Here is a 21,310-nt window from a genome sequence, read left to right as displayed (position 1 = left end):
TGTACTATTTGTACATGCACAGCCAAACCGTGCCGCACGAGTCGATCGCCAATTCCAATTCCTGTGGATGAACGGCTACAAAAAATCTTGTCCCAGTGGGGTGTTGCTTCTCGCCGTCAGGCCGAGCAGCTTATTCGAGATGGCCGTGTGCGACTCAACGGGGCAGTCGCGGAACTTGGACATAAAGCCGATCCAAGTCACGACCGCATCGAGGTCGATGGCCGTTTGATTCAGCCTCGCGATCGACCCGCACCCCAATACCTGCTGCTGCATAAGCCCGCTGGTGTCGTGACGACTCGCGACGATCCCCAAAAGCGGCGCACCGTCATGGATCTGCTGCCCGCTTCGCTGAAGCACAACAGCCTGCATCCAGTCGGACGCCTTGATGCAGATTCGACTGGAGCGCTGCTGCTGACCAATGATGGCGAGGTGACTTTTTGTTTGACGCACCCGCGCCACTCGATCGCCAAAACCTACCAGGTTTGGGTCGAAGGTCATCCGACTGAGACCACGCTTGAGCAGTGGCGGCGCGGCGTTCTGCTCGACGGGCGATTGACGCGATCGGCACAGGTCGAAGTTCTGCGTCAAACAAGCAGCCAAACTTTCCTGAAAATCATTTTGCGCGAAGGTCGCAATCGCCAAATTCGTCGTGTGGCTGAACAGCTTGGGCATCCAGTTGTGTCGCTCCACCGCGTCGCGATCGGCGCGATCGAGTTGGGATCGCTGCCGTCCGGCCAGGTGCGTCCCTTGAACGCCAAAGAGGTCGAATTTTTGCGATCGCAAGTGCAGCAGTTGCGATCGATCGAGGCAGACCTGTTCATTTCGGTAGAGACGCGGTAGAAATTCCCGGTAGTATGAATGACAGCGGATCAGGTTCATGAATCGAGGTTGACAGCAATGAGCGAAATTTCCCTTCCCCAAAACGAGCAAGCTCAAAAACTGGCCGAGATTGGCGAATATCTGCGGCAGGTGCGCGAACAGCACGACCTGACGCTAGATGAAATGGCAGGCAAAACGCTGATTCAAGTCAGGCTGCTCAAGGCGATCGAGTCGGGCAACCTCAATCCCTTGCCGGAGCCAGTTTATATTCGCGGCTTTATCAAGCGTTACAGCGAAGCATTGGGACTCAACGGCACCGAGATTGCAGAAGCTTTTCCAATGGAAAATCCGGTTCGTCCCGTGCAGTCGTCTTGGAAAGATACGCCTGCGGCTCAACTGCGTCCGCTGCATCTTTGGGCAGCCTATGTGGTGCTGATTATCGCGGCGGTGAGTGGTTTGTCCTATGTCATCAGTCGATCGAGCTTCAACGCCAATCGTCCGCAACCCGCTGCCACGACTGCTGCTCGACCCGCTACCAGTCCAACTTCCGCTGCCAGCCCTCGACCCGTCACAAGTCCAACCGCTGCTGCGACCCAACCCGCTGCAAGTCCAACCGCAGCAGCGAGTCCCGCCTTGCCTGCGGCTAGCCCCACCGCAGCAGCCAGTCCGAGTCCTGCTGCCAGCCCTGCCGCCAGCCCAACCAACACTGCACAAGCGGTTCGGGTTGATATGACTTTGACGGCTCAATCTTGGGTGCGGGTTGAAGTCGATGGCAAAAATGCGTTTGAAGGTGTTCTCGACGAAGGCACACAGCGCACCTGGACAGCAAATCAAGCGGTCACAGTCCGAGCCGGAAATGCAGGCGGTGTGTCGATCGCCTTCAACAACGGTCAGGCTCAGCCGATGGGTGCAGCGGGCAGCGTTCGAGAAGTCACCTACTCGCCCGACCAAAATTCCGCCAGCTTGCCAGGATCGCCAGCGAATTCTGTTCCACAGTAACCCTTGGGGATCTGTTCGCGATCCCCAACGCTTTAATCGTGCGATCGCGGCTTGGCGACCCGACCGTAAATCTGTGTCAGATGTGCGAGTCGATCGCCCAGTTCCGGCTTCAGTGCATCGGTGTGATAGCGCCAACTCCAGTTGCCTTCGGCTTTCCCTGGAAAGTTCATCCGCGCTTCCGTCCCCAACCCCAACACATCTTGGAGCGGAACGATCGCTTGATTGCCTACTGAACTAAACGCAAGGCGAATCAGATCCCAGTGAATGCCGTCTGAACCAGTGCAGCCGAGGTAGTCATGCAGCGATCGCCGCTCTTCCTCCGGTAGCTGCTCGTACCAGCCAACCGTCGTGTCGTTGTCGTGCGTTCCCGTGTAGACAACGCAGTTTTGAATGTAGTTGAACGGCAAAAACGGATTCGTCGGATCGTTTCCAAAAGCAAAATGCAGAATTCTCATGCCGGGAAACTCGAAGCGATCGCGCAGTTCCTCAACATCCGGCGTGATCACGCCTAAATCCTCCGCCAAAATTGGCAAGCTGCCTAATTCCTGCTTCAGCAGCGTAAAGAATTCTTTGCCCGGAGCTTCGATCCACTCGCCGCCCAGCGCGGTTGTTTCGCCTTGGGGAACTGCCCAGTACGCACAAAAGCCGCGAAAGTGATCGATGCGAATGAGATCAACGTAATCGAGGAGCGATCGAAACCGCTCGATCCACCACTCATATTTGTTCGCGGCGATCGCATCCCAGTCGTAGATCGGATTGCCCCAAAGCTGTCCGGTATCGCTGAAGAAATCCGGCGGCACACCTGCCATTGAGGTCGGCTGACCTTCAGCATTCAGCTTAAAATTGTGTGGCTGTGCCCAAACATCCGCGCTGTCGTGAGCGACATAGATCGGCACATCGCCAATGATCGAAATGCCGCGATCGTTCGCATATCGCCGCAGGTTTTCCCATTCGCGGAAAAACTCAAACTGAAGAAATTTGTGGTTGAAAATTTGGTCGTTGAGGCGATCGTGCCACTCGGCCATTGCTTCCGGCTTGCGATGGGCAATTTCCGGCTCCCAGTCATACCAGCTTGCGCCCTCATGGGCTTCCTTGAGCGCCATGAAAAAGGCGTAGTCATTGAGCCAAAAGGCGCGACTTGCACAAAACGTTTCGTACTGGGTGCGCTGCTCGATCGAAGCGTGTGTCCGAAAGTGGTCTGCCGCTTTGAGCAGCAGCGGCATTTTGTATGCGATGACGCGATCGAAATCCACATGATCAGCCGGAAAATCTGGCAGGTCATTCAGGTCTACTCCATCGAGCAAACCTTGACCCTGCAAAATCTCTAGGCTAATCAGCAGAGGGTTTCCGGCCATTGCTGAATAGCCTGCATACGGAGAGTTGCCGAAGCCCGTCGGCCCCAAAGGAAGAATTTGCCAGAGCTGCTGGCGGCTTTGCTCCAAAAACTCAACAAAACGGTAAGCCGAACCACCCAAATCACCAATGCCAAAGCGACCAGGAAACGAAGTCGGATGCAGCAACAGGCCGCTAGAGCGAGGAAAAGGCATATCATCGTCAATAAATCGCCGTAATTTCTCAGACTTTATCACGCACCTCTCCGTGCCGAATGCACCTAAAGGCAGGAGCAGTGGGGTGTGGGGTGTTGGGGGTCGGGGGTGGCCTGAGCCGGACGATCGATCCGCCTTGCGAAGTAGCGGAATCCGCACCTATCGAGGGAGGGCAACCGTACTGTTTAGAATAGAGACGATCGCGGCAAATCAGTTCACACTGAGTTTAAATCGAGTAACTCTTCATCAGTAGACCATGACGACACTGGAACAGGGCAACATCAGTATCCATACTGAAAATATTTTCCCGATTATCAAAAAGTGGCTCTACTCTGACCACGAAATCTTTCTGCGCGAATTAATCTCGAATGCGGTTGATGCGATTAGCAAGCTCAACATGGTGGCTCGGGCAGGAAACTATTCGGGCGAACTGGGCGAACCGGAAATCGTAATTGCGATCGACAAAGACAACAAGAAACTGTCGATTTCTGACAACGGCATCGGTATGACCGGGGAGGAAGTCAAAAAGTACATCAACCAGGTAGCTTTCTCCAGTGCAGAAGAATTCGTCGAGAAGTTCAAAAACAGCGGCGATCAGCAAATTATCGGTCACTTCGGTTTAGGCTTCTACTCATCTTTCATGGTGGCAAAGCAAGTTGAAATCGACACGCTTTCCTATCAGGAAGAAGCGCAGCCTGTTCACTGGTCTTGTGACGGTTCGACACAGTTTGAATTGACCGAGAGCGATCGCACCACGCGCGGCACAACTGTCACGTTAACGCTGCAAGACGAAGAAGTTGAATATCTCGAAGCCTACCGGATCAAGCAGCTAGTTAAAACCTACTGCGACTTCATGCCCGTGCCAATCAAGCTCGATGGCGAGCAGATCAATCGCCAGAAAGCACCCTGGAAAGAGTCACCGAGTAATCTGACTAAAGAAGATTACCTAGAGTTCTATCGCTATCTTTATCCGTTCCAAGAAGATCCGCTGCTGTGGGTTCACCTCAACACCGACTATCCGTTTGTCGTTAACGGCATCCTTTACTTTCCAAAGCTGAAGCCGGATGTTGATGTTACAAAAGGGCAGATCAAGCTGTTCTGCAATCAAGTTTTTGTCAGCGACAATTGCGAAGAAGTCATTCCCCGATTTCTGCTGCCGTTGCGTGGTGTCATCGACAGTGCCGATATTCCGCTGAACGTCAGCCGCAGCTTCTTGCAAAACGATCGCACCGTCCGCCGCATTGCCGACTACATTGCTAAGAAAGTTGGCGATCGCCTCAAAGAACTGTATCGAGACGATCGCGAAGCCTACATCAAAGGCTGGCAGGATTTGGGCACGTTCGTCAAGTTTGGCTCGATGAACGATGACAAGTTCAAAAAGCAGGTTGAAGACATTTTGATCTACCGCACTTCGGCAGATTTGAGCGCAAAATCGGATGCACCTGCGATCGAAGTGCAGTCGAGCGAGGATGATGCTTGGCAGGAAGTTTCAGAGCCGTCGAACGCACCCATCAATACGCTGGATGGTCAGTCTTATACAACTTTGAAAGAATATCTCGATCGCAACAAAGACCGTCACGAAAATCGCGTCTTCTACTGCACTGATGCAGCCAGTCAAGCGACCTATGTGGAACTGCACAAGAGCCAAGGCTTGGAAGTTCTCTACATGGATTCGTTTATCGATTCGCACTTCATCAGCTTTTTGGAGCGCGAACATTCCGACGTGAAATTTGCTCGTGTCGATGCGGAAATTGACGAAACTCTGCTCGACAAATCCAGCGACATTGTTGACCCCAAAACCAACAAAACACGCGGCGAACTCGTCAAAGAAATTTTTGAGCAGGCACTCAACAAGCCAAAACTGACGATTCGGACTGAAGCGCTCAAGGCTGATTCGGAAGCGGCTCCTCCGGCGATCGTCCTCCTCCCCGAAGCGCAACGCCGCATCCAAGAAATGACTGCCTTGATGACTCAGCAGGTCGCTCAATTTCCCGAAGAGCATATTCTCCTGGTGAACACGGCCCACCCGCTGATTCAAAATCTTGTCAACATCAGTCAAGGCAGCATTATCCAGTCGAGCGGCCCGTCTCCCTCTGGCGATCTGGCGACCTTGATTTGCCAGCATGTTTATGATCTGGCATTGATGGCGCAAAAAGGCTTCGACGCGGATGGCATGAAGGCATTTGTGGAGCGATCGAACCAAGTCCTCACTCGTCTCACGCAAAGCTAGGAAGCGAGGGTTAGGAATAGGGATTTGGCCGTGCTGACCCCTTACACCTAACCCCTCCCCTCCGCTATAATCTCTGTTTGTGCCAATAACCGAAAAAAGCTATGCCTCGTCAATGTGATCTCACTGGCAAGAAAGCCAACAACGCCTACGCGATCTCGCACTCGCACCGCCGTACCAAAAAGATTCAAGAAGCCAACCTGCAAGAAAAGCGCATCTGGTGGGCAGAGGGCAAGCGATTTGTCAAACTGCGGCTTTCAACCAAAGCAATCAAGACGCTGGAGAAGAAAGGTTTGTCAGCGATGGCAAAAGAAGCGGGAATTGACCTCAAGAAGTACTAGGTTTCTAGCTTGCAGTCCATCTGCGCGATCGAGATGCCCGCTAGAGCGGGCATTTGTTTTGGGTTGCAAGCCGCTAAAAATAATTTTCGTGCTAGCCTGATCGCTTCTAGATTGCGAGTGGGTATCATAATGGGCATTGCATTTCAGCTTTGATCTGCGTTCTGCTCGATCGAAATGATGGAATGTCGATCGCAACTTCTAACTCAGCCTTAACTTTTACTTGCTAGGTTAGAAGCTGATCGCCTAACTTATCAAGGTCGGTGCTTCGGTCAGAAAAAAGCTTTAGCTGCATTAACCACTCAGGGCGATCGCCCCTCTACTGCTTGAATAGTCTCCTTGATCCGCTGGCTTTCTGACTCGTTGCCCATACTGCTAACCCCAAAACTCGTAATTTCCCGGTTGCTGTTAAGGCTTTGACCTGTTAGTACAAAATTGGTTGCTGACTCTTAGCAAATCCAGCTTCTATCTTCAATTTCCCGCCGTTTAGGTCACTTCTAGGAACGCAGCTATGTCTACCCGCAAGCTTATCCAAGCTGTTCGACAACTCTCGCAGCAAATCGGCAGGCTGGCAAGATCAACTCCTAAGAAATTGATGAGTTGGCTGCTGCGGGGCTTGCTAGCGATCGGACGACCCCGATTTGCCAAAGCAGGCTTTGTCTTGCCAACCACAATTTTGCTGCTGCTGGTTGTCAGCCTCACGGTCGGGTCAATTTCGCTACGCACCTTCAACCGCACGAGCGAAGCCGCGAATGAGCGTCAGCAAGATGTGATCTACAATGCTGCCACGCCTGCGATCGATCGCGCTAAAGCAAAGCTGGAATTTTTGTTTGATGTCAATCAAGATCCGCGCTATCCGGGTGGCATTCCGCGTGAAAATCAGCTTCTAGGAATGATGCTCAACCCCCCCGGTGGTATTGAGATTGAGGGTCTACGGGTAGCAGAATATCGCCCTGATGGAAATGATCCCTACACTTTTCCAGACGAAAGGCGGCTTACCTACAATGGCAGAGTTGCTAACGTTTGGACGTTTCCCGCTGATACCAACGGAGACGGCACGAACGACGCCACGATCGCCTACTCGATCTTGATGGAAACACCAGACGACCTGAAGGAACTGCAAAATAGCAGTCCAGAGGCAATTGCACAGCGAGCGAATGCGCTGCAAGTCCGAAATGGCCCGTTGAGCAACACGACTCAGGCATCTTCTTCTTGTGCCAGAGGTGGCTCAAACCGAGCCGAAAGCGGCTGGTCGCCTGATCCCAACGCAGGCAACACAATTATTCGGAAAAACTTTCAGGTTGACGCCTTCGTGCTGCCCAACGATGTTGCCAACACCGCTGTTTCAACCCTAGAGTTCTTCCAAGACCGCAAAGTGAATCGCGGTAACAAGTGGGGCGCATGGTTCCGCAACGACCTCGAAATCTTTCCAGGTCCGGCCTTCAACTGGAACGGAGCAATGCACACCGAGGGCAGCTTGATCGTGGGTAAACCCAGCCCGCAGGACGATCGCCTCGTGACAAGCTACCTGATTAGCGCTCCCGCCTCTTGTTTATATTCAAAATCCGCGTCGGAAGTTACCTTTGGCGAATTCAGCGATGCGGATTTGCGAAGCAACCCTGCTGCGAACAATGGTCAGGTCTACTATGGTCATGCCATTAGCGGTGGTATTGGCAGAGGCGGTGCAGAAGATTCCAACTCGTTTGGAGGCGAATCGCTCTTCCACATGCATCGCGGCGATGGCGACGCTGCCCCGTTCATTCAGCGCAATCAGGGCGTAGTCTTTGACGAGGGCACCGATTCTGTTGTTAATGAAGACCGACCAACCGACTACACGCTTGATCCGGTCGTTCTGCTGACGGAAGGTGTTTCAAAAACGCGATCGGAGATTCAAGATTCAAGAATCGATCCGGCTTGGGATGGCGGCTCGTTCAAACAAAATGGGCGCATCTTCGCTCAAGGTGAAACTGCACCCTATGTTGACGATTCGTACCGCGCTGACAACCGCTTAGGACCAAAACCACAGTACAAGGGCGTACCGATTGGTGGCGTTATCGGTGCCAACATCGATCCCAGTCGAGGCGATCTGATTCAAAACACTCCGCCCGCTGGTGCAGGTGAAGGCGAAGTCGGTCTCGATGGCTACTGGGAGCGCCGCGCTAGAGCGCAAGGTTTACGCCTCATTGTTGGACAGCGACTAGAGCTTGGAAACGCATTTGGCTGGAATTTTGGTCAGCCGCCGAATGGGAATGAGCTAGATAACGAACCGTTGCGTCCTTGGCTGCGTTGCAGTCCAAATAATGACGGCAAGTGCAATCAAGCTCGCCAGCGGCGATCGCTTTACGATAACTTGGCAGCAGTGCAGGCAACTGCCGTTTATCACGCAAGCAGTGCTAGCAGCGACAATGATACTCCGCTGGCCTGTCTTGCAACCACTGTTCACCCTGGCACTGCCTACACGCTAGAGCGCAGCGCAACATTTGAAAATCTGCGGCAGTACGACTTATTCGGTGGAAGCGCCTTTGCCTCTGCACCTTCTAACATCAGCTTGATCAACGGTGACTTCTTTAGAGGTCGCGGAACGAACGGCTGGGAATATGAAGCGCCAAACATTGCAGCTCTACGCAATCCAAATAGTCCACTGCGTTTGGCAATGCAAAATTTAGCAAGATATGCAGGCGATCCGAAGGGAGGTACGCCCTCGTTTACGCCAGTCACAAACGACGGCGCAGTACATCCCTATCCCAGCATGGCAATGTGGGGTGACTTCTCGATCCTACGACGCATTCTCGAATCGGGAACGTCATATGACGCTCTCAGCCCAGCAGACAAAACAACAATGCATACTGCTGCCTGTACGCTGGGAATGCTCGCCTACAACATCAACTACCTGCTAGCGTACAAGCCTGATCAATCAGCCTTGCAAACACAGCTTGCTCCACTTATTGGTGCGGTCTTTTCAGGCAGCAGCGTTGCTGGAGTGCAAACACCACCGCCATTTTCAACAGATAGCACCAGACGGTTAGACTCAACTGCGACACCAGAAGATGTAATCACAGCTCTGGAAAGATGGCGAGATGATGCACGCAGTATTCCTGGTGATTTCAACCGCTTGAATCAAGCCGTCTACACAGCCCAAATGCTGGCAACCAAAGAGCAGGTCTACTCTGACCTCAACTACGGTTTTAGAAGCACTCGTACATACTTGCCTGACTCATACTGCCGTGCTTGGGAACCTAGCGGTAGCAACCCTAACCCTAACTTGTTAAGGCTGTGCACCAAAGTTCCGCACTATCCGATTCTCTTCTCACTATTTCCGACTTTTGACCTGAGTGGCCGTTTGTCAGCAACTCCTCCTAGTCATGGGGATGCAGACGACGATACTCGCGATGTCGAAGACATCAGAGGCGCAAATGGAAGGCACAGGAGGTACATCAGGAGCGTAAACTTCGGCACAAGCACAACGGTTTACCGAGGAATTAGCGCAACGGATGCGTCAGGTATAGCTCCGGTAGCGACTTCAGGACTTTCTCAAATCCAGCTTGCTCCAAAGCCCCGCGCAAACTGGCTGCTGCCAACTGCCCCCTACGCGGGCTCATCTACAACTCCAAACAACGGGACAGCACAAACCGGAAATGGTCTTAACGTGTTGATTCGCGACTGTAGCTCAACTGCTTTGGCCTGCATCGACGCGATCTACGCGAATCCGGCTGCGGCAACAAACAGCGACCTCGTGAGAGTTGCGTTTAAAGATTCGGCCTTCATGAATGGTCGCGAGCTGATGGGGGTGCGTGCTCTGGATCTGGACTTAGACCTGATGCGAACCTCTAGTCGCGGCCTCAGTGATGATTTCTGGTTGCCCAAGAGCGGCATCATCTATGCTTTTCGTGAAGATGCCGTAAGCGAAAGCAGCATTGTTCGCCCAGCGGTTAGCACTTGGGGTGCCTGCCGTACTGATACTGCGCTGGAGAATCAACCGAACTGCCGCATGAACACGGGAAGCCCAACGACTGACGCTTATGATTCAAAAGATCCGCCACTCAACAGCACAAACTTAATTACACCAAAGCCTGTAGATTACTACGCAGATCCCGATCGCCGTCCGAATGGATTCCGCCTGCGCGATGGCATCCAAATCGACAGAAGTGGTGACCAAGGCAGAGGGATGACGTTTGTGTCAGACAACCCCGTGTACATTCAAGGTGATTTCAACTGGCACCAAACCAGCGATGGCCGACTGTTAGAAGAGTTTAGGGAGCGTCTTCTGGATAACTACAGCAACTTCTACCAGCGTCGGGAGCCAGAGCTTGCTTTTGCCAACTCTGCGCCGACAGGAGACCTTTGGCGTCCTGCTGAAATTCTGGCAGATGCCATCACCATCTTGTCTCGAAATTTCTGTGATGGCAGCATTCAAGACGGCATTATCACCGCGACTCGAACCACAATACCAGCAGCAGCAAATCCTGAGCGATATGGCTGCCTCAACGGTGTAGCAGTAACCTCCTACTTTAATCAGGGACGTCCTAACTCACCCGTTCCTCCTGTTGCACCCGCCAATAATTCTTGGCGGCGGGCAAGCAAAGCAGAGTCCGACGATTACCGAGAGCAAGAAAGCGGACGCACACCTATTGTTGTAAATCGGTATGGCAATCCGATTGTCTATTCCAATACTGCTTTTGGAGACCCGTACAATGGAGACTTTGATGGAGTGGAAGTAGACAAACTGCGTAACGTTGCGGTTGAAACTCGTGTGAATGCCACGATCGTTAGTGGCATTGTGCCAAGTCGCCAAGACCAGTCCTACGGGGGTTTACACAACTTCCCGCGCTTCTTGGAATCGTGGCAAATCAGCGACGCAAGCCAAATTCCGCTGCGAATTGCTGGATCGTTCATCCAGTTGAACTTCAGCAATTATGCAACCGCACCATTCGATCAGGACGCCTTTGAAGTGGGTACAAGACCGATAGGCGGCAGCAGCGGTGGCGAATTAATCAACTACTACCGACCACCGAATCGATTCTGGGGTTACGATGTTGGCCTTCAATACGCGCCAGCCGGACCACTCGCCCAGCGATTCATCACGTTGGAACCTGTTCGCAGCGAATTCTATAGCGAACCACCCGCTGACGATCCTTACTTGCGTAACCTTTGCAGAGCAGCGGCAACCGCAGCAGCAAGCTCGCCTGGTGGTCAAGGGCGCACGATCGCAAATAGTTGCCCCTCCTAACGCTTCGTTGCCCTTCGCAGGTTCGTTTACTTTTACGCTCAGGAGATCAGCAAAAATCGCCATGAACACTTCTTCTCGCTGGCACCGCCTCGCACTGTCTTTATCAAGTCGCAAACCAGCGGAAATGACACAGGGCTTGACGTTAGTTGAGTGCATCATGGCGATCGTTGTGATTGCCTTGACGAGCGCCATGATCACACCTCCCCTGTTCATTGCGGCTGCAACCCGAATGCAAAATCAGCGAGCCGAACAAGCAATGCAAATTGCTCAGGGCGAAGTCGATCGCATTCGGGCGCTGGTCGAGTGGGCAGAACACACTCCCGATCGCCTACCCACTCCTAGCCAAAGCAATCCGATCGGAGCAACACCGCCCCCTACAAGCTTGTCATCGATTCAGTCGAAGGACACCGCTTGCAACACCTACAGCGACGAGCAGCGATTACCTGTGGCAACAGCGTTTGGGGTAGACACAACGGATGATGGCAACTGCCAACCAGATTTCGCCGTGCAGATGTTTCGCTCCAATCCTCCTGAACCTGTACCTGGAGAACAAAGAGGCAGACCCGGTACTTTCTGTTTGGTTGTGCGCGTCTACGGCAAACCCGCCATCAACGAAGCGGGCGACGGTTTCGTGGGTCAGCTTGAGACAGCGCCTGCTTCGCTGCGCTTCACGACAGGTGAAGGCAACCAGCGCACTCGTCCGCTTGCTGTAATCACAACGCCGATGATCTGGAGCGATCGCAGTTTTTCCTCTCGCGAAATTCGACTAAACAGCAATGGCATTTGCCGCTAGTCATTTACCAAATTCCCGTTGGTCATTTTATCCACTATGGCGACATTTCTTCTTCGCACCCTAAAAGCGATTCGACGGCATCATCACAGTCGTCAAAAAGGCTTTACGCTGATTGAACTGCTGATTGTGACACTAATCGCAGGTGGAATCGTTTCCGGGTTAATGTTTCTCGTTGTGGAGCTATTATCAGCAGACCAGCGGGATGCTTCTCGCAACGCGACTCAGCAAGACATGCAGCGATCGATGGAATACATCAGCGCAGAACTGCGAGAAGCAATTTTTGTTTATTCCGGCGATCAGCTTAGTGAGATCCGCGACAACATTCCAGCCAGTTTATCAACAGGCGGTAGCACCCCTGTTTTGGCGTTTTGGAAGCAGGCTCCTCTACCCAGCAATGTGATTGCTTACTGTGCAGCCAATAGCAACCGCGCCGACGCATCCGGGAATGCCCTTCCCATTCCAGATGCGGCTGGCAGGCCGATCCCCTGCGCTGCGGGACATGCCTACTCTCTCGTGGTGTATTCACTTAACACTGCGGGGGGTGGACCTTGGACTGGTAAAGCTCGCATCACGCGCTATGAGCTGAGGCAATACAACAACAATTCAGGTCAACCAACTCCCGTCCCTGGCTATGTCAGCCCGATCGATGGCTCACGCAACCTGTTTGCCAATTGGCCGCTGGGGGTGGATGGAACAACGAATCGTCAAACTCCAACTGGAACGCCGACCGGAGCCGCAGTGCCTCTGACGGACTTTGTGGATGATGAGCCGGAAGGAGAACCGACCTGCCCCTCGGACAACTATGAGATATCGCCCAGCAATGGAAGTGGTGCAAACCTGTCCTCCTATCCTTACAGCTTCTACGCTTGTGTCTACACTGGGTCTTCATCTCCTTCCCCAAGTCCTTCCCCAACGCCCAATGCATCACAAAGCAATGACTCGATCGACAACCAAGAGGTTATTCTTTACCTGCGCGGCAATGGCTTTGGTAGACCCAGCATCAATGCCGAGACTGGCCCCAACTCGTATCGACCCACGCTGACAACGCGAGTTTTCAATCGCGGTACGCTAGATATCAACCCGAACAATTAACAGAACGCTCGATCGCTTCACCTTTCAACCCCCAACTGGAGCCAAACTATGAGAACAAAACTACTCAAGTCGTCAGCGGCGGGCTTCACATTGATCGAACTCATCGTCGTGATGGTCATGATTGGTGTTTTGTTTAGCATTGCGGCTCCGGGCTGGCTGGCTTTTGCGAATCGGCAGCGCGTCAACAGCGTGCGTGACGAACTTCTACAAGAAATTCGTCGGGCACAAGCTACTGCTGCCCAAACTCGTCGCGATCAGCAATTTACCGTAATCCCCGAAAATCCACCTAATGTTCCTTGGCGAGTGCAAGTTGCTCCTCCAGGTACATCTCTAGGGTCTCAAGCTCGCGATCTTGGAAACGGCCAGGTTCAGGGAGGTGTGATTCGGATTGAAGCAACGAACAATATTCGATCGCTCGTATTTGACGAAAGAGGTAATTTGGTTACTAGCGAGGAACTGCCACCAGACGGACTGAAATTCACCGTTTCGCTTGCCTCCAATCCGAACGTGAGAAGCTGTGCGATCGTACAAACGCTGCTTGGTGCAACTCGAAGCGGTCGTGGCAATGAGTGCAACTAACCCACAGGACGAAAGAAATGCTAAGAACCAGGTGAGACGCGATCGTCTCACCTGGTTCTTGATAGAAAAAATTCAATATAACTACCAGCGCTTATTTAACTCAACCCACTTTGAGAACGGTTCACCATCAAACGACTGCATTCCAACTGCGGGATAGTCATCATCATGCCTGAGGCTAAAAGCGTAACTTGCACCTTCGGAAACAAACTGAATTGCGGCCAGAATTTGATTCCAGATATTCATCGAACAGCCTCCAAAGTGAAGTGAGGAGGGAAGTGATAGCGAGCGAACCTGTAGCGAATGAGATGAATTGATGCGCTATGCAATCGCTTCCGTGTACTTCATAAAGTAGCGAAACCGATCCGATTAGACAACCGATCGCCATTATTCTTTACGCGCTGTTTCGTTTAGCAACATCGTTCACTGCTGGGCGGTGAGAGACTGTCGAATCAGCGCGGCCAGTCGTTCTGCGCTATCGGCAACCGCAAGATTTGCAGCCGCCTGTTTCATTGCGCTCAAGCGGTCTTTTTGAAGTAAATCAAACACCTGTTGGGTGAGCAGTTCTGCTGTCAGTTCCGCCTGTTGAAAGACGATCGCGGCTTCTGCTTTGGCAAACACGGCAGCGTTGAAGGTTTGATGATCTTCAGCGGCAAACGGATAGGGAATCAAAATGGCGGGCGTTTGGGCGATCGCCAGTTCCGTCAAGGTTCCGGCTCCGGCACGGCTAACGGCGATCGTGGCTCGCTGCAAAAGTCCGGCCATGTTGCTGTAGAACGGCAAGGGCAGATAGTGCGGATGAATTAAGCTTTTGGCTTCGGGGTCGCTTTCTCCGGTCAAATGCACGATCCAAATGTTGCGATCGAGCCAAGCCGGAGCCGCCTGCCGCACCAGTTGATTCACGGCAACTGCGCCCTGACTGCCACCGACCACGACGATCAGCGGCACATCCGGCGGAATCGGCAAATCGGCGATTGCTTCGGGCTGTAGAAACTGCGATCGCACTGGAGTTCCCACACAGACCGTTTTGGCGCGGGGCAAATAGCTAGCAGCAGCGTCAAAGCCGAGGGCGACTGTGCTGCACCAGGGACTCAGCCAGCGCGTCACTTTTCCGGGCAGCGCATTCGACTCGTGCAGAATGGTTGGTAGACCGAGCGATCGCGCCGCGACGAGTGCAGGTGCCGCAATGTAGCCGCCTGTTGTGAACACGCCGCGAAAGTTGCCTTGCTGCAACAGCCGCCGCACTTTGAGAACCGAAGCGCTCAATCCGCCCAACACGCGCAGCGTTCCGAGGCCAAAGCGCTGCTGAAACCCTTCAACGGCGATCGTGTGCAGGGGATACTGGTCGGGCACAAGCTGCGTTTCGAGTCGATCGGGAACACCCAGCCATTCAATTTCAAAATCGCCAAGCTGTTCGGCAGTGGCGATCGCCGGAAACAAGTGTCCGCCTGTGCCACTGGCTGCAATCAAAAGTCGGGTGGATGGCATGACTGAAATGAAAAATCAGATGAGATGCTGATGCGCTGGCAACGGGTTAAGCTAGCGTATGATGAAACGGCTGACGCTTCCACTATTCAACCTACCATCTATGGATGTTTCTCTTTCCGTTTGGCGATCGATTCGGCTGATGCCCCTGCGATCGATGGCGGTCGGCCTGATGCTGATCGGCGCGATCGGTGAGAGCGCAAAGGCTGCCACGCCCGACACGGCTCCGCCCGAATTGACGAATCTGCTCAGCCAAATTGATGCGGCAGCCAATCAGCGCGACGTGGAAGCAGTGCTGGAATTCTACAGTCCAAATTTGACCCACTCGGACGGCTTGACGCGAGATTCCCTAGAAGCGGCACTTTCAAACTTGTGGCAGCGCTTTCCAGACGCAACTTATGAAACGCAGCTTACGAGTTGGGAAGCGATCGACAACGGCTATGTGATCGAAACACGCACGACGATGACGGGCACGGAAACGACGGACGATCGCGAATTTGCTCTGAACGCGACGATCGATTCGCGCCAGCGGATTGAAGGGCAGGCAATTGTCGAACAAACGATTTTGGCCGAACAAAGCCGCCTGACCAGCGGCGACAATCCGCCGACGATCGAGGTTAGTTTGCCTGGAACCATCCGGCCAAACACACAATTTACGTTTGATGCCGTTGTGCAGGAACCGCTGGGCGATCGCTTGCTGCTGGGAACCGCACTCGAAGAACCTGTCAGCGTTGAAGCCTACACGACCACGCCGCCGATCGATTTTGAACTGCTCAATTCCGGCGGCCTGTTCAAGGTTGGTACGATTCCCGAAGCGGGCGATCGCTGGATTTCGGCAATCGTTGTGCGCGATGACGGCATCACGGTGGCGACACAGCGGTTGCAGGTGCAGGAAAGCGATCGCTAGCCTATGAGCTTACAAAACCAGATTGTTTTGATTACCGGAGCGAGCAGCGGCATTGGAGCGGCTTGCGCTTTGGCGTTTGCCGGAAGTGGAGCAAAGCTGATTTTGGCAGCGCGACGGCTCGATCGCCTCGAAGCTTTGGCGGCTGACCTGAAGAAATTTGCCTGTGCAGTGCATTTGGTTCAGCTTGACGTGTGCGATCGCGCTCAGGTCGAATCGGTCGTGCAGGCTTTGCCGGAAGAGTGGCAGGCGATCGATATTTTGATCAACAATGCGGGCTTGAGTCGTGGCCTATCGAAGCTGCACGAAGGCGAAATTCCCGACTGGGAAGAGATGATCGACACGAACGTAAAAGGCTTGCTGTACATGACGCGATCGATTTTGCCGGGAATGGTGAGTCGCGGACGCGGACATGTAATCAACATTGGCTCGATCGCCGGACACCAAACTTATCCCAACGGCAATGTCTACTGCGCGACGAAAGCGGCAGTTCGCGCTTTGACGGAAGGATTGAAGCTGGATTTGTTGGGAACGCCCGTCCGCGTCACCTCGGTTGATCCGGGCATGGTTGAAACGGAATTTAGCGACGTGCGCTTTCACGGCGATCGATCCCGCGCCGCCAAAGTGTATGAAGGGCTAACGCCGCTGACGGGTGCAGATGTCGCGGAAGTGGTGCGCTTTTGTGCCGATCGTCCCGCCCATGTCAACATCAATGAAGTAATTTTGATGCCTGTTGATCAAGCCAGCGCGACAATGGTGAGTCGCCGCAGCTAGAATCTGTCGCGGCTAGAAACGCAAGCCAACGCCGCCCTGAAACGAAGTGGCCGCACCGCCCGTTTCGCGGTAGGCATCAAAGGCAATAATCGCGTTGCCAAACACAACGAGATTGCTGTTAGGCAGGCTGTAATCGACTCCGGGCTGAAGCACAAACGCAGTTTGATCGCCGATCGGTGAAGCCGAATCTTCATCGCCATCTTGGAAAGCCACGCCCGCCCCGACATAAGCGTCGGTTTGCCAGTTGAGCGGAATATCGTAAGAAACAGTCGGAACGATCGCGGTTGTGCCGCCAAACAGCATCGCCTGCGCTCTGAGGGAAATCGGCACTTCCAGCAATCGATAGCGGACGGCAATTAGGCCAGAGGTTTCGCTGCCGCTGTTGCCCGACGACGTGCCAAAGGCCACGCCCGCGCCGACATAGCTGCCATACGCAGCTTGAGCTTGTGCCGCAGGTGCGATCGCGACGCTGGCGATCGACGCACTGGCAAGCGCCATCATCAAACCGAATAAACATTTCATGTATCGACTCCTCACCACTGACTGGTTTGCTGTGTTGCAGCCGCAAAATCGTCAGCAAAAGCCTGTCGCCAGTGCGATCGCTGATTTAATTCAAAATTATGCCACTGATTCTCCAAAAGCAATCGTTTTGGTGAAATCAAGAGGAGACAGAAACAAAAATCGCTGTCGTTTCAATCCTTGCAACATCGCATCCGAAAGCCAATTGATGAGTCGCGTTGAGCAGACAATCGACTCTGGAATTCGATCGATCGCGACTGTTGCTGTACTGCATCCAAGCCAATTAATTCAAACATCCGGGTCGTCAAAATCAACTGAGCTAAAAGTATTGAGTCAGTCGTACCTCAGTGCCGCGATCGACAAAGCTGGATGCATTCTGTTTCTTGCGCGATCGAACTGGGCATTGTAGAAACGAGCGTGCGGCTATGACTCTGTTGAAATTCACCTGATAGGCACTGTAAACCCATGCAAAAACTCCTTCGATCTGTTGCTGTTGCACCGCTATTGGCTGTTCCGCTAGTGATGGGCATTTGGGCAGTTCACCAGCCAAAAGCGATCGCCCAAGAGCGACAAGGCTGCTTCATGATTACTTCAACTGGGCAGCTCATTGATTTAGGCGAAATTTGTCCTTCGTCGCAGCAGGTCGCTACCGCAGAAGCGCCAACGCTTGGGACAGGCGATATTCAGGTAACGCTGCGCTGGACAACTTCGGATGATTTAGATTTGGGCGTGACCGATCCCCAAGGGCAAACCGTGACCTACTTCAATCGGCAAGTTTCGTCGGGCGGACAGCTTGATGTTGATGCCAACGCAGGCTGTAGCAGTTCAACCACAAGCCCGATCGAAAATATTTTTTGGCCGCCTTCCCAAGCTCCTCAAGGAAACTATCAAGTGGAAGTGAATTTATATACTCGCTGTCAGCCGTCAAGCAGTCCGATTCCCTTTACGCTGACGCTGCTTGTGCAAGGAGCAACACAAACGCTAACGGGCAGCGTCAGCGACCAAAATCCCACTGCGACTTTCTCCTTCTCTTTGCCGCCTCGATAAGCAAATTCTTAGCAGCAACTTATCCTTGTGCAAAAAGACTGCATGAATCTAATTCAGCAGTCTTTTTGATTGGCAAAGCCGTTTTCGTTCCAATTTTTGAAACAAGAAATAGAATGGGTGCATTGTTAACTTAAAATTCAGCTATGCTATGGAGGTTTACGATCGCGGAAACCATCAGGCGCTAGCGGCATTCATTCATTAGCGATTATTTTTGGAGACTGGGAATGCGTCATATTCGATTGGTTGCGCTATTAGTTGCCCTCCTCCCTGGACTGGGCGGCTGCAATTTGTTTGGTGGCGGAGAAGATACGACGGTCGTTGAAAATCCCACGCCCGTTGCGGTTGCGACCGGAGAGGCTACTCCTGATCCAAACGCTGCCCCAGACGGAACTGCCCAAGCACCTGCAAATGCGCCCGCTGCTCCGGCTGGCGTGTTGCCGCCTGAGCTAATTAGCTCAACCAATCCCGCCCAGCGTGTACAGGCCGTGCAGCGCAATCGCCCCGATCCGTTCGCTTTGATTCCCACCACGCCAACCGTCGAGATTTCTCCGGGTGCAGTCAGTCAGCCTGTGCCACAACTGCCGAATCTGCCCAATCGATCGATCCCCGTCAATGGCGGTACAACAGCCAACAGAGGCACAACAGCCAACAGGGGTACAACAGCCAACAGAGGTGCGACGAGCAACCGCCCAACTGCTACACGCCCGACTGCTTCGCAAGCTCCACAAACGGCTAGTCGCCCTGGCACGCTCGCGCCGATTCCCGATCTTGTGCCCAACAATTCGATCGCCGCTGCCCCCCTGCCGCCACAGCCCACTTTGGCGCAGGCTGTGAAGGTCACGGGCGTCGTGCAAATTGGCAATACGCTTCATGCGATCGTCAGTGCCCCAAACGAGCCGAGCAGCCGCTATGTACGTGCTGGTCAGCGATTGTCGAATGGACAAGTGCTGGTGAAGCGCATTGAGATGAATCGCGGTTCTGAACCGATCGTGGTGCTAGAGCAAAATGGGGTTGAGGTGCAAACCGCCGTTGGCGGAGGTGGAGCAGACCCGACCGCTGCGGCTGGAGCAGTTCCGCCTGCTTAAAGTGCGATCGACAATTCAGATGCGATCGTCCAACACGCGACGAACTAAGGCTGGTCAAATGTCTTTATCTTCCGGTTCAGGAAATTCTTGACGAGGTTTCGATCAAGAGCGATGTCGTAATCACCGAACCGCAATTCCCCTTTGAACTCGATACGATTGAAGCAGTTGACAGGCGTTTAGGCTGTGGAAAAAAATTCTTTGCCGCAAACGGCGCTGACCGATTTGGCGGCGCAACTCGATCGCGAACTGGCCGATACGATTTTTCGCTTTGAAGATATTCAGGCGGACTTGAACTATAAGCAGGCGCAAACCGCGCTGCGCGAGATGGTCGATCGGCTCGATTTGTCGCCGCCAGAGCGCGAAGGATTAGAAGCAGAACTGCACAGCTTGGATTTTATGCTGGACAAGCTCGATCGCCAAGTCGTGCAGATTGCTGTGTTTGGCATGGTCGGGCGCGGCAAATCTTCGCTGCTGAATGCCTTGCTGGGTCAGCCGATTTTTGAGACGGGCGCGATTCACGGCGTGACGATCAACGTGCAAAGCGCCAATTGGGAAATGACGCACGAGTCGATCGCAGGCAGTTCGCGCAAGCTGACGCGCGTGTCGCTTCAGGGCAGCGGCAATTCGCAAATTGAACTGATCGATACGCCAGGAATTGACGAAGTAGACGGCGAAAGTCGCGAAATCATGGCGCGATCGCTGGCGAAACAAGCGGATTTAATTTTGTTTGTCGTGGCGGGCGACATGACGAAGGTGGAGTTTGAGGCGCTTTCGGAGTTGCGGAAGGCGAGTAAGCCGATGCTGCTCGTGTTCAACAAAATTGATCAGTATCCGCAGGCCGATCGCGAAGCGATTTATCAAAAAATTCGGGACGATCGCGTCAAGGAGTTGCTTTCGCCCGATGAAATTGTCATGGCTGCTGCTTCACCGCTGGTCGCTCGTGCGGTGCGAAAAGCCGATGGAACAATGACCGCACAGCTTACGCCTGCTCTGCCGCAGGTGGAAGATTTGAAGCTGAAGATTTTGGAGATTTTGCATCGCGAAGGTAAATCGCTGGTGGCGTTGAATACAATGCTGTACGCCGACGATGTGAATGAGCAGATTGTGCAGCGGAAGATGGAAATTCGCGATCGCGCTGCCAACAAATTGATCGGGAATGCTGCAATTACAAAAGCCGTCACTGTGGCACTGAATCCGCTGACAGTGATTGATGTGTTTAGCGGAGCGGTGATCGATATTGCGTTGATTTTGACGCTTTCAAAGCTGTATGGAATTTCGATGACGCAGCAGGGGGCGATCGAACTGCTCAAAAATATTGCGTTTGGGATGGGCGGCGTGACGGCGAGTGAACTGGTGGCGGTTTTTAGTTTGGGATCGTTGAAGAGTTTGTTGGGGGCGGCGGCTCCGGCGACGGGTGGCGTTTCGCTGGCTCCTTATTTGTCGGTGGCGTTGGCGCAGGCGGGCGTGGCGGGGGTGACTTCGACGGCGATCGGGCAGGTGACAAAGGCGTATCTGGCGAATGGAGCGACTTGGGGACCGGATGGCCCGAAGGCAGTTGTTTCTCAAATTCTGGCGACGCTGGATAAGGATTCGATTTTGAGTCGGATTAAGGATGAGTTGCGGGCGAAGCTGTCGCAGCGGTGGGATGGCGAGTCGGCAAATTAGCTTGGGATGAGATTTTCTTTTTGGAAGGATCGATCGCCTTGGATGATTTTGGGTGGGTTTGACTTTCTTGTGCTTTTCCGAGCCAGTGGAGGTTAGGGCCACCCCTCCTCCACACCTCCAACCCCAGCAGAGGACGATTGCATCTCCTCTGCACTCCTACGCAAGGGGTTACTCGTATGTGTCAATGTGGCGCTTCGCATTGGTGTGCCGTCC

Annotated in this window: 18 protein-coding genes and 1 pseudogene; 14 read left to right on the top strand and 5 right to left on the bottom strand. The window is 53.4% G+C overall.

The genetic code is table 11. The features are described from left to right. Positions 1-63 precede the first annotated feature (63 nt). Both H6F67_RS16115 and H6F67_RS16110 read left to right on the top strand, forming a co-directional pair. Positions 64-840, top strand: coding sequence for a pseudouridine synthase (locus H6F67_RS16115; protein WP_190767643.1), 777 nt, complete (start codon positions 64-66; stop codon positions 838-840). A gap of 57 nt (positions 841-897) precedes the next feature. Continuing rightward, entirely contained in the window at positions 898-1,818 is a 921-nt protein-coding gene (locus tag H6F67_RS16110) for a RodZ domain-containing protein (protein ID WP_190767642.1), read from the top strand. Positions 1,819-1,850: 32 nt separating this feature from the next. Here H6F67_RS16110 and malQ read toward each other — a convergent pair whose 3' ends face one another. Continuing rightward, positions 1,851-3,365, bottom strand: coding sequence for a 4-alpha-glucanotransferase (gene malQ / locus H6F67_RS16105; protein WP_190767641.1), 1,515 nt, complete (start codon positions 3,363-3,365; stop codon positions 1,851-1,853). Between the two features lie 256 nt (positions 3,366-3,621). Here malQ and htpG point away from each other — a divergent pair, with 256 nt between their 5' ends. The 6 genes and pseudogenes from htpG to H6F67_RS28520 all read left to right on the top strand — a co-directional run. After that, positions 3,622-5,595, top strand: a complete 1,974-nt coding sequence (htpG, locus tag H6F67_RS16100; RefSeq protein WP_190767640.1) for a molecular chaperone HtpG — start codon at positions 3,622-3,624, stop codon at positions 5,593-5,595. A gap of 101 nt (positions 5,596-5,696) precedes the next feature. Next, positions 5,697-5,933: a 50S ribosomal protein L28 gene (rpmB, locus tag H6F67_RS16095; RefSeq protein WP_190767639.1), complete on the top strand. Its 237-nt coding sequence runs from the start codon at positions 5,697-5,699 to the stop codon at positions 5,931-5,933. Positions 5,934-6,441: 508 nt separating this feature from the next. Beyond that, positions 6,442-11,157, top strand: a complete 4,716-nt coding sequence (gene hpsA, locus H6F67_RS16090) for a hormogonium polysaccharide biosynthesis protein HpsA (RefSeq protein ID WP_190767638.1) — start codon at positions 6,442-6,444, stop codon at positions 11,155-11,157. Between the two features lie 61 nt (positions 11,158-11,218). Next, positions 11,219-11,950: a type II secretion system protein gene (locus H6F67_RS16085; protein ID WP_190767637.1), complete on the top strand. Its 732-nt coding sequence runs from the start codon at positions 11,219-11,221 to the stop codon at positions 11,948-11,950. Between the two features lie 36 nt (positions 11,951-11,986). Next, positions 11,987-13,042, top strand: coding sequence for a prepilin-type N-terminal cleavage/methylation domain-containing protein (locus H6F67_RS16080; protein ID WP_190767636.1), 1,056 nt, complete (start codon positions 11,987-11,989; stop codon positions 13,040-13,042). Between the two features lie 48 nt (positions 13,043-13,090). Further along, positions 13,091-13,183 (top strand): annotated as a pseudogene (locus tag H6F67_RS28520) (type II secretion system protein); the annotation flags it as partial. 189 nt (positions 13,184-13,372) lie between these two features. On the opposite strand, the gene H6F67_RS28515 reads toward H6F67_RS28520, so the two are convergent. The 3 genes from H6F67_RS28515 to murG form a co-directional block, all read right to left on the bottom strand. Further along, entirely contained in the window at positions 13,373-13,672 is a 300-nt protein-coding gene (locus H6F67_RS28515; protein ID WP_396798161.1) for a Vmc-like lipoprotein signal peptide domain-containing protein, read from the bottom strand. Positions 13,673-13,702: 30 nt separating this feature from the next. Next, complete coding sequence (locus H6F67_RS16070; protein WP_190767634.1) at positions 13,703-13,864, bottom strand: hypothetical protein; 162 nt, start codon at positions 13,862-13,864, stop codon at positions 13,703-13,705. Positions 13,865-14,041: 177 nt separating this feature from the next. Further along, a complete protein-coding gene (gene murG, locus H6F67_RS16065; protein WP_190767633.1) occupies positions 14,042-15,106 on the bottom strand; it encodes an undecaprenyldiphospho-muramoylpentapeptide beta-N-acetylglucosaminyltransferase in 1,065 nt (354 codons plus the stop codon). 100 nt (positions 15,107-15,206) lie between these two features. Here murG and H6F67_RS16060 point away from each other — a divergent pair, with 100 nt between their 5' ends. Both H6F67_RS16060 and H6F67_RS16055 read left to right on the top strand, forming a co-directional pair. Further along, complete coding sequence (locus H6F67_RS16060) at positions 15,207-16,010, top strand: nuclear transport factor 2 family protein (RefSeq protein WP_190767632.1); 804 nt, start codon at positions 15,207-15,209, stop codon at positions 16,008-16,010. A 3-nt stretch (positions 16,011-16,013) separates the two neighbouring features. Next, on the top strand, positions 16,014-16,781 hold the full coding sequence (locus H6F67_RS16055; RefSeq protein ID WP_190767631.1) for an SDR family oxidoreductase: 768 nt from the start codon (positions 16,014-16,016) through the stop codon (positions 16,779-16,781). A 12-nt stretch (positions 16,782-16,793) separates the two neighbouring features. Here the strand turns inward: H6F67_RS16055 and H6F67_RS16050 are convergent, their stop codons facing one another. Then, positions 16,794-17,303, bottom strand: a complete 510-nt coding sequence (locus H6F67_RS16050; RefSeq protein WP_190767630.1) for a hypothetical protein — start codon at positions 17,301-17,303, stop codon at positions 16,794-16,796. Here H6F67_RS16050 and H6F67_RS16045 point away from each other — a divergent pair. From H6F67_RS16045 to H6F67_RS16030, 4 genes are all read left to right on the top strand, one after another. After that, the gene (locus H6F67_RS16045) at positions 17,302-17,709 is read left to right on the top strand and encodes a hypothetical protein (RefSeq protein ID WP_190767629.1); all 408 of its coding nucleotides are present in this window, start codon (positions 17,302-17,304) and stop codon (positions 17,707-17,709) included. The two genes, H6F67_RS16050 and H6F67_RS16045, sit on opposite strands and share 2 nt — an antisense overlap. A gap of 56 nt (positions 17,710-17,765) precedes the next feature. Continuing rightward, a complete protein-coding gene (locus H6F67_RS16040; RefSeq protein WP_190767628.1) occupies positions 17,766-18,347 on the top strand; it encodes a YfaP family protein in 582 nt (193 codons plus the stop codon). Between the two features lie 224 nt (positions 18,348-18,571). Continuing rightward, positions 18,572-19,432 (top strand): hypothetical protein, encoded by an 861-nt coding sequence (locus H6F67_RS16035; protein WP_190767627.1) that lies wholly within the window; start codon positions 18,572-18,574, stop codon positions 19,430-19,432. A 183-nt stretch (positions 19,433-19,615) separates the two neighbouring features. Beyond that, positions 19,616-21,097 (top strand): DUF697 domain-containing protein, encoded by a 1,482-nt coding sequence (locus H6F67_RS16030; protein ID WP_190767626.1) that lies wholly within the window; start codon positions 19,616-19,618, stop codon positions 21,095-21,097. The last annotated feature ends 213 nt before the right edge of the window (positions 21,098-21,310 follow it).

Source organism: Microcoleus sp. FACHB-1515 (assembly GCF_014696105.1).
Classification (GTDB): Bacteria; Cyanobacteriota; Cyanobacteriia; order Elainellales; family Elainellaceae; genus JAAUTJ01.
This window is presented reverse-complemented; position numbering and strand designations above follow the sequence as displayed.

What these genes read in the sequence shown, in the direction of transcription:
- H6F67_RS16045 (WP_190767629.1), top strand. Translation starts at nt 17,302, where the DNA reads ATGTATCGACTCCTCACCACTGACTGGTTTGCTGTGTTGCAGCCGCAA.
- H6F67_RS16040 (WP_190767628.1), top strand. Translation starts at nt 17,766, where the DNA reads ATGCAAAAACTCCTTCGATCTGTTGCTGTTGCACCGCTATTGGCTGTT.
- H6F67_RS16110 (WP_190767642.1), top strand. Translation starts at nt 898, where the DNA reads ATGAGCGAAATTTCCCTTCCCCAAAACGAGCAAGCTCAAAAACTGGCC.
- malQ (WP_190767641.1), bottom strand. Translation starts at nt 3,365, where the DNA reads ATGCCTTTTCCTCGCTCTAGCGGCCTGTTGCTGCATCCGACTTCGTTT.
- rpmB (WP_190767639.1), top strand. Translation starts at nt 5,697, where the DNA reads ATGCCTCGTCAATGTGATCTCACTGGCAAGAAAGCCAACAACGCCTAC.
- H6F67_RS16085 (WP_190767637.1), top strand. Translation starts at nt 11,219, where the DNA reads ATGAACACTTCTTCTCGCTGGCACCGCCTCGCACTGTCTTTATCAAGT.
- H6F67_RS16060 (WP_190767632.1), top strand. Translation starts at nt 15,207, where the DNA reads ATGGATGTTTCTCTTTCCGTTTGGCGATCGATTCGGCTGATGCCCCTG.
- H6F67_RS16055 (WP_190767631.1), top strand. Translation starts at nt 16,014, where the DNA reads ATGAGCTTACAAAACCAGATTGTTTTGATTACCGGAGCGAGCAGCGGC.
- H6F67_RS16080 (WP_190767636.1), top strand. Translation starts at nt 11,987, where the DNA reads ATGGCGACATTTCTTCTTCGCACCCTAAAAGCGATTCGACGGCATCAT.
- htpG (WP_190767640.1), top strand. Translation starts at nt 3,622, where the DNA reads ATGACGACACTGGAACAGGGCAACATCAGTATCCATACTGAAAATATT.
- H6F67_RS16050 (WP_190767630.1), bottom strand. Translation starts at nt 17,303, where the DNA reads ATGAAATGTTTATTCGGTTTGATGATGGCGCTTGCCAGTGCGTCGATC.
- H6F67_RS16035 (WP_190767627.1), top strand. Translation starts at nt 18,572, where the DNA reads ATGCGTCATATTCGATTGGTTGCGCTATTAGTTGCCCTCCTCCCTGGA.
- murG (WP_190767633.1), bottom strand. Translation starts at nt 15,106, where the DNA reads ATGCCATCCACCCGACTTTTGATTGCAGCCAGTGGCACAGGCGGACAC.
- hpsA (WP_190767638.1), top strand. Translation starts at nt 6,442, where the DNA reads ATGTCTACCCGCAAGCTTATCCAAGCTGTTCGACAACTCTCGCAGCAA.
- H6F67_RS16070 (WP_190767634.1), bottom strand. Translation starts at nt 13,864, where the DNA reads ATGAATATCTGGAATCAAATTCTGGCCGCAATTCAGTTTGTTTCCGAA.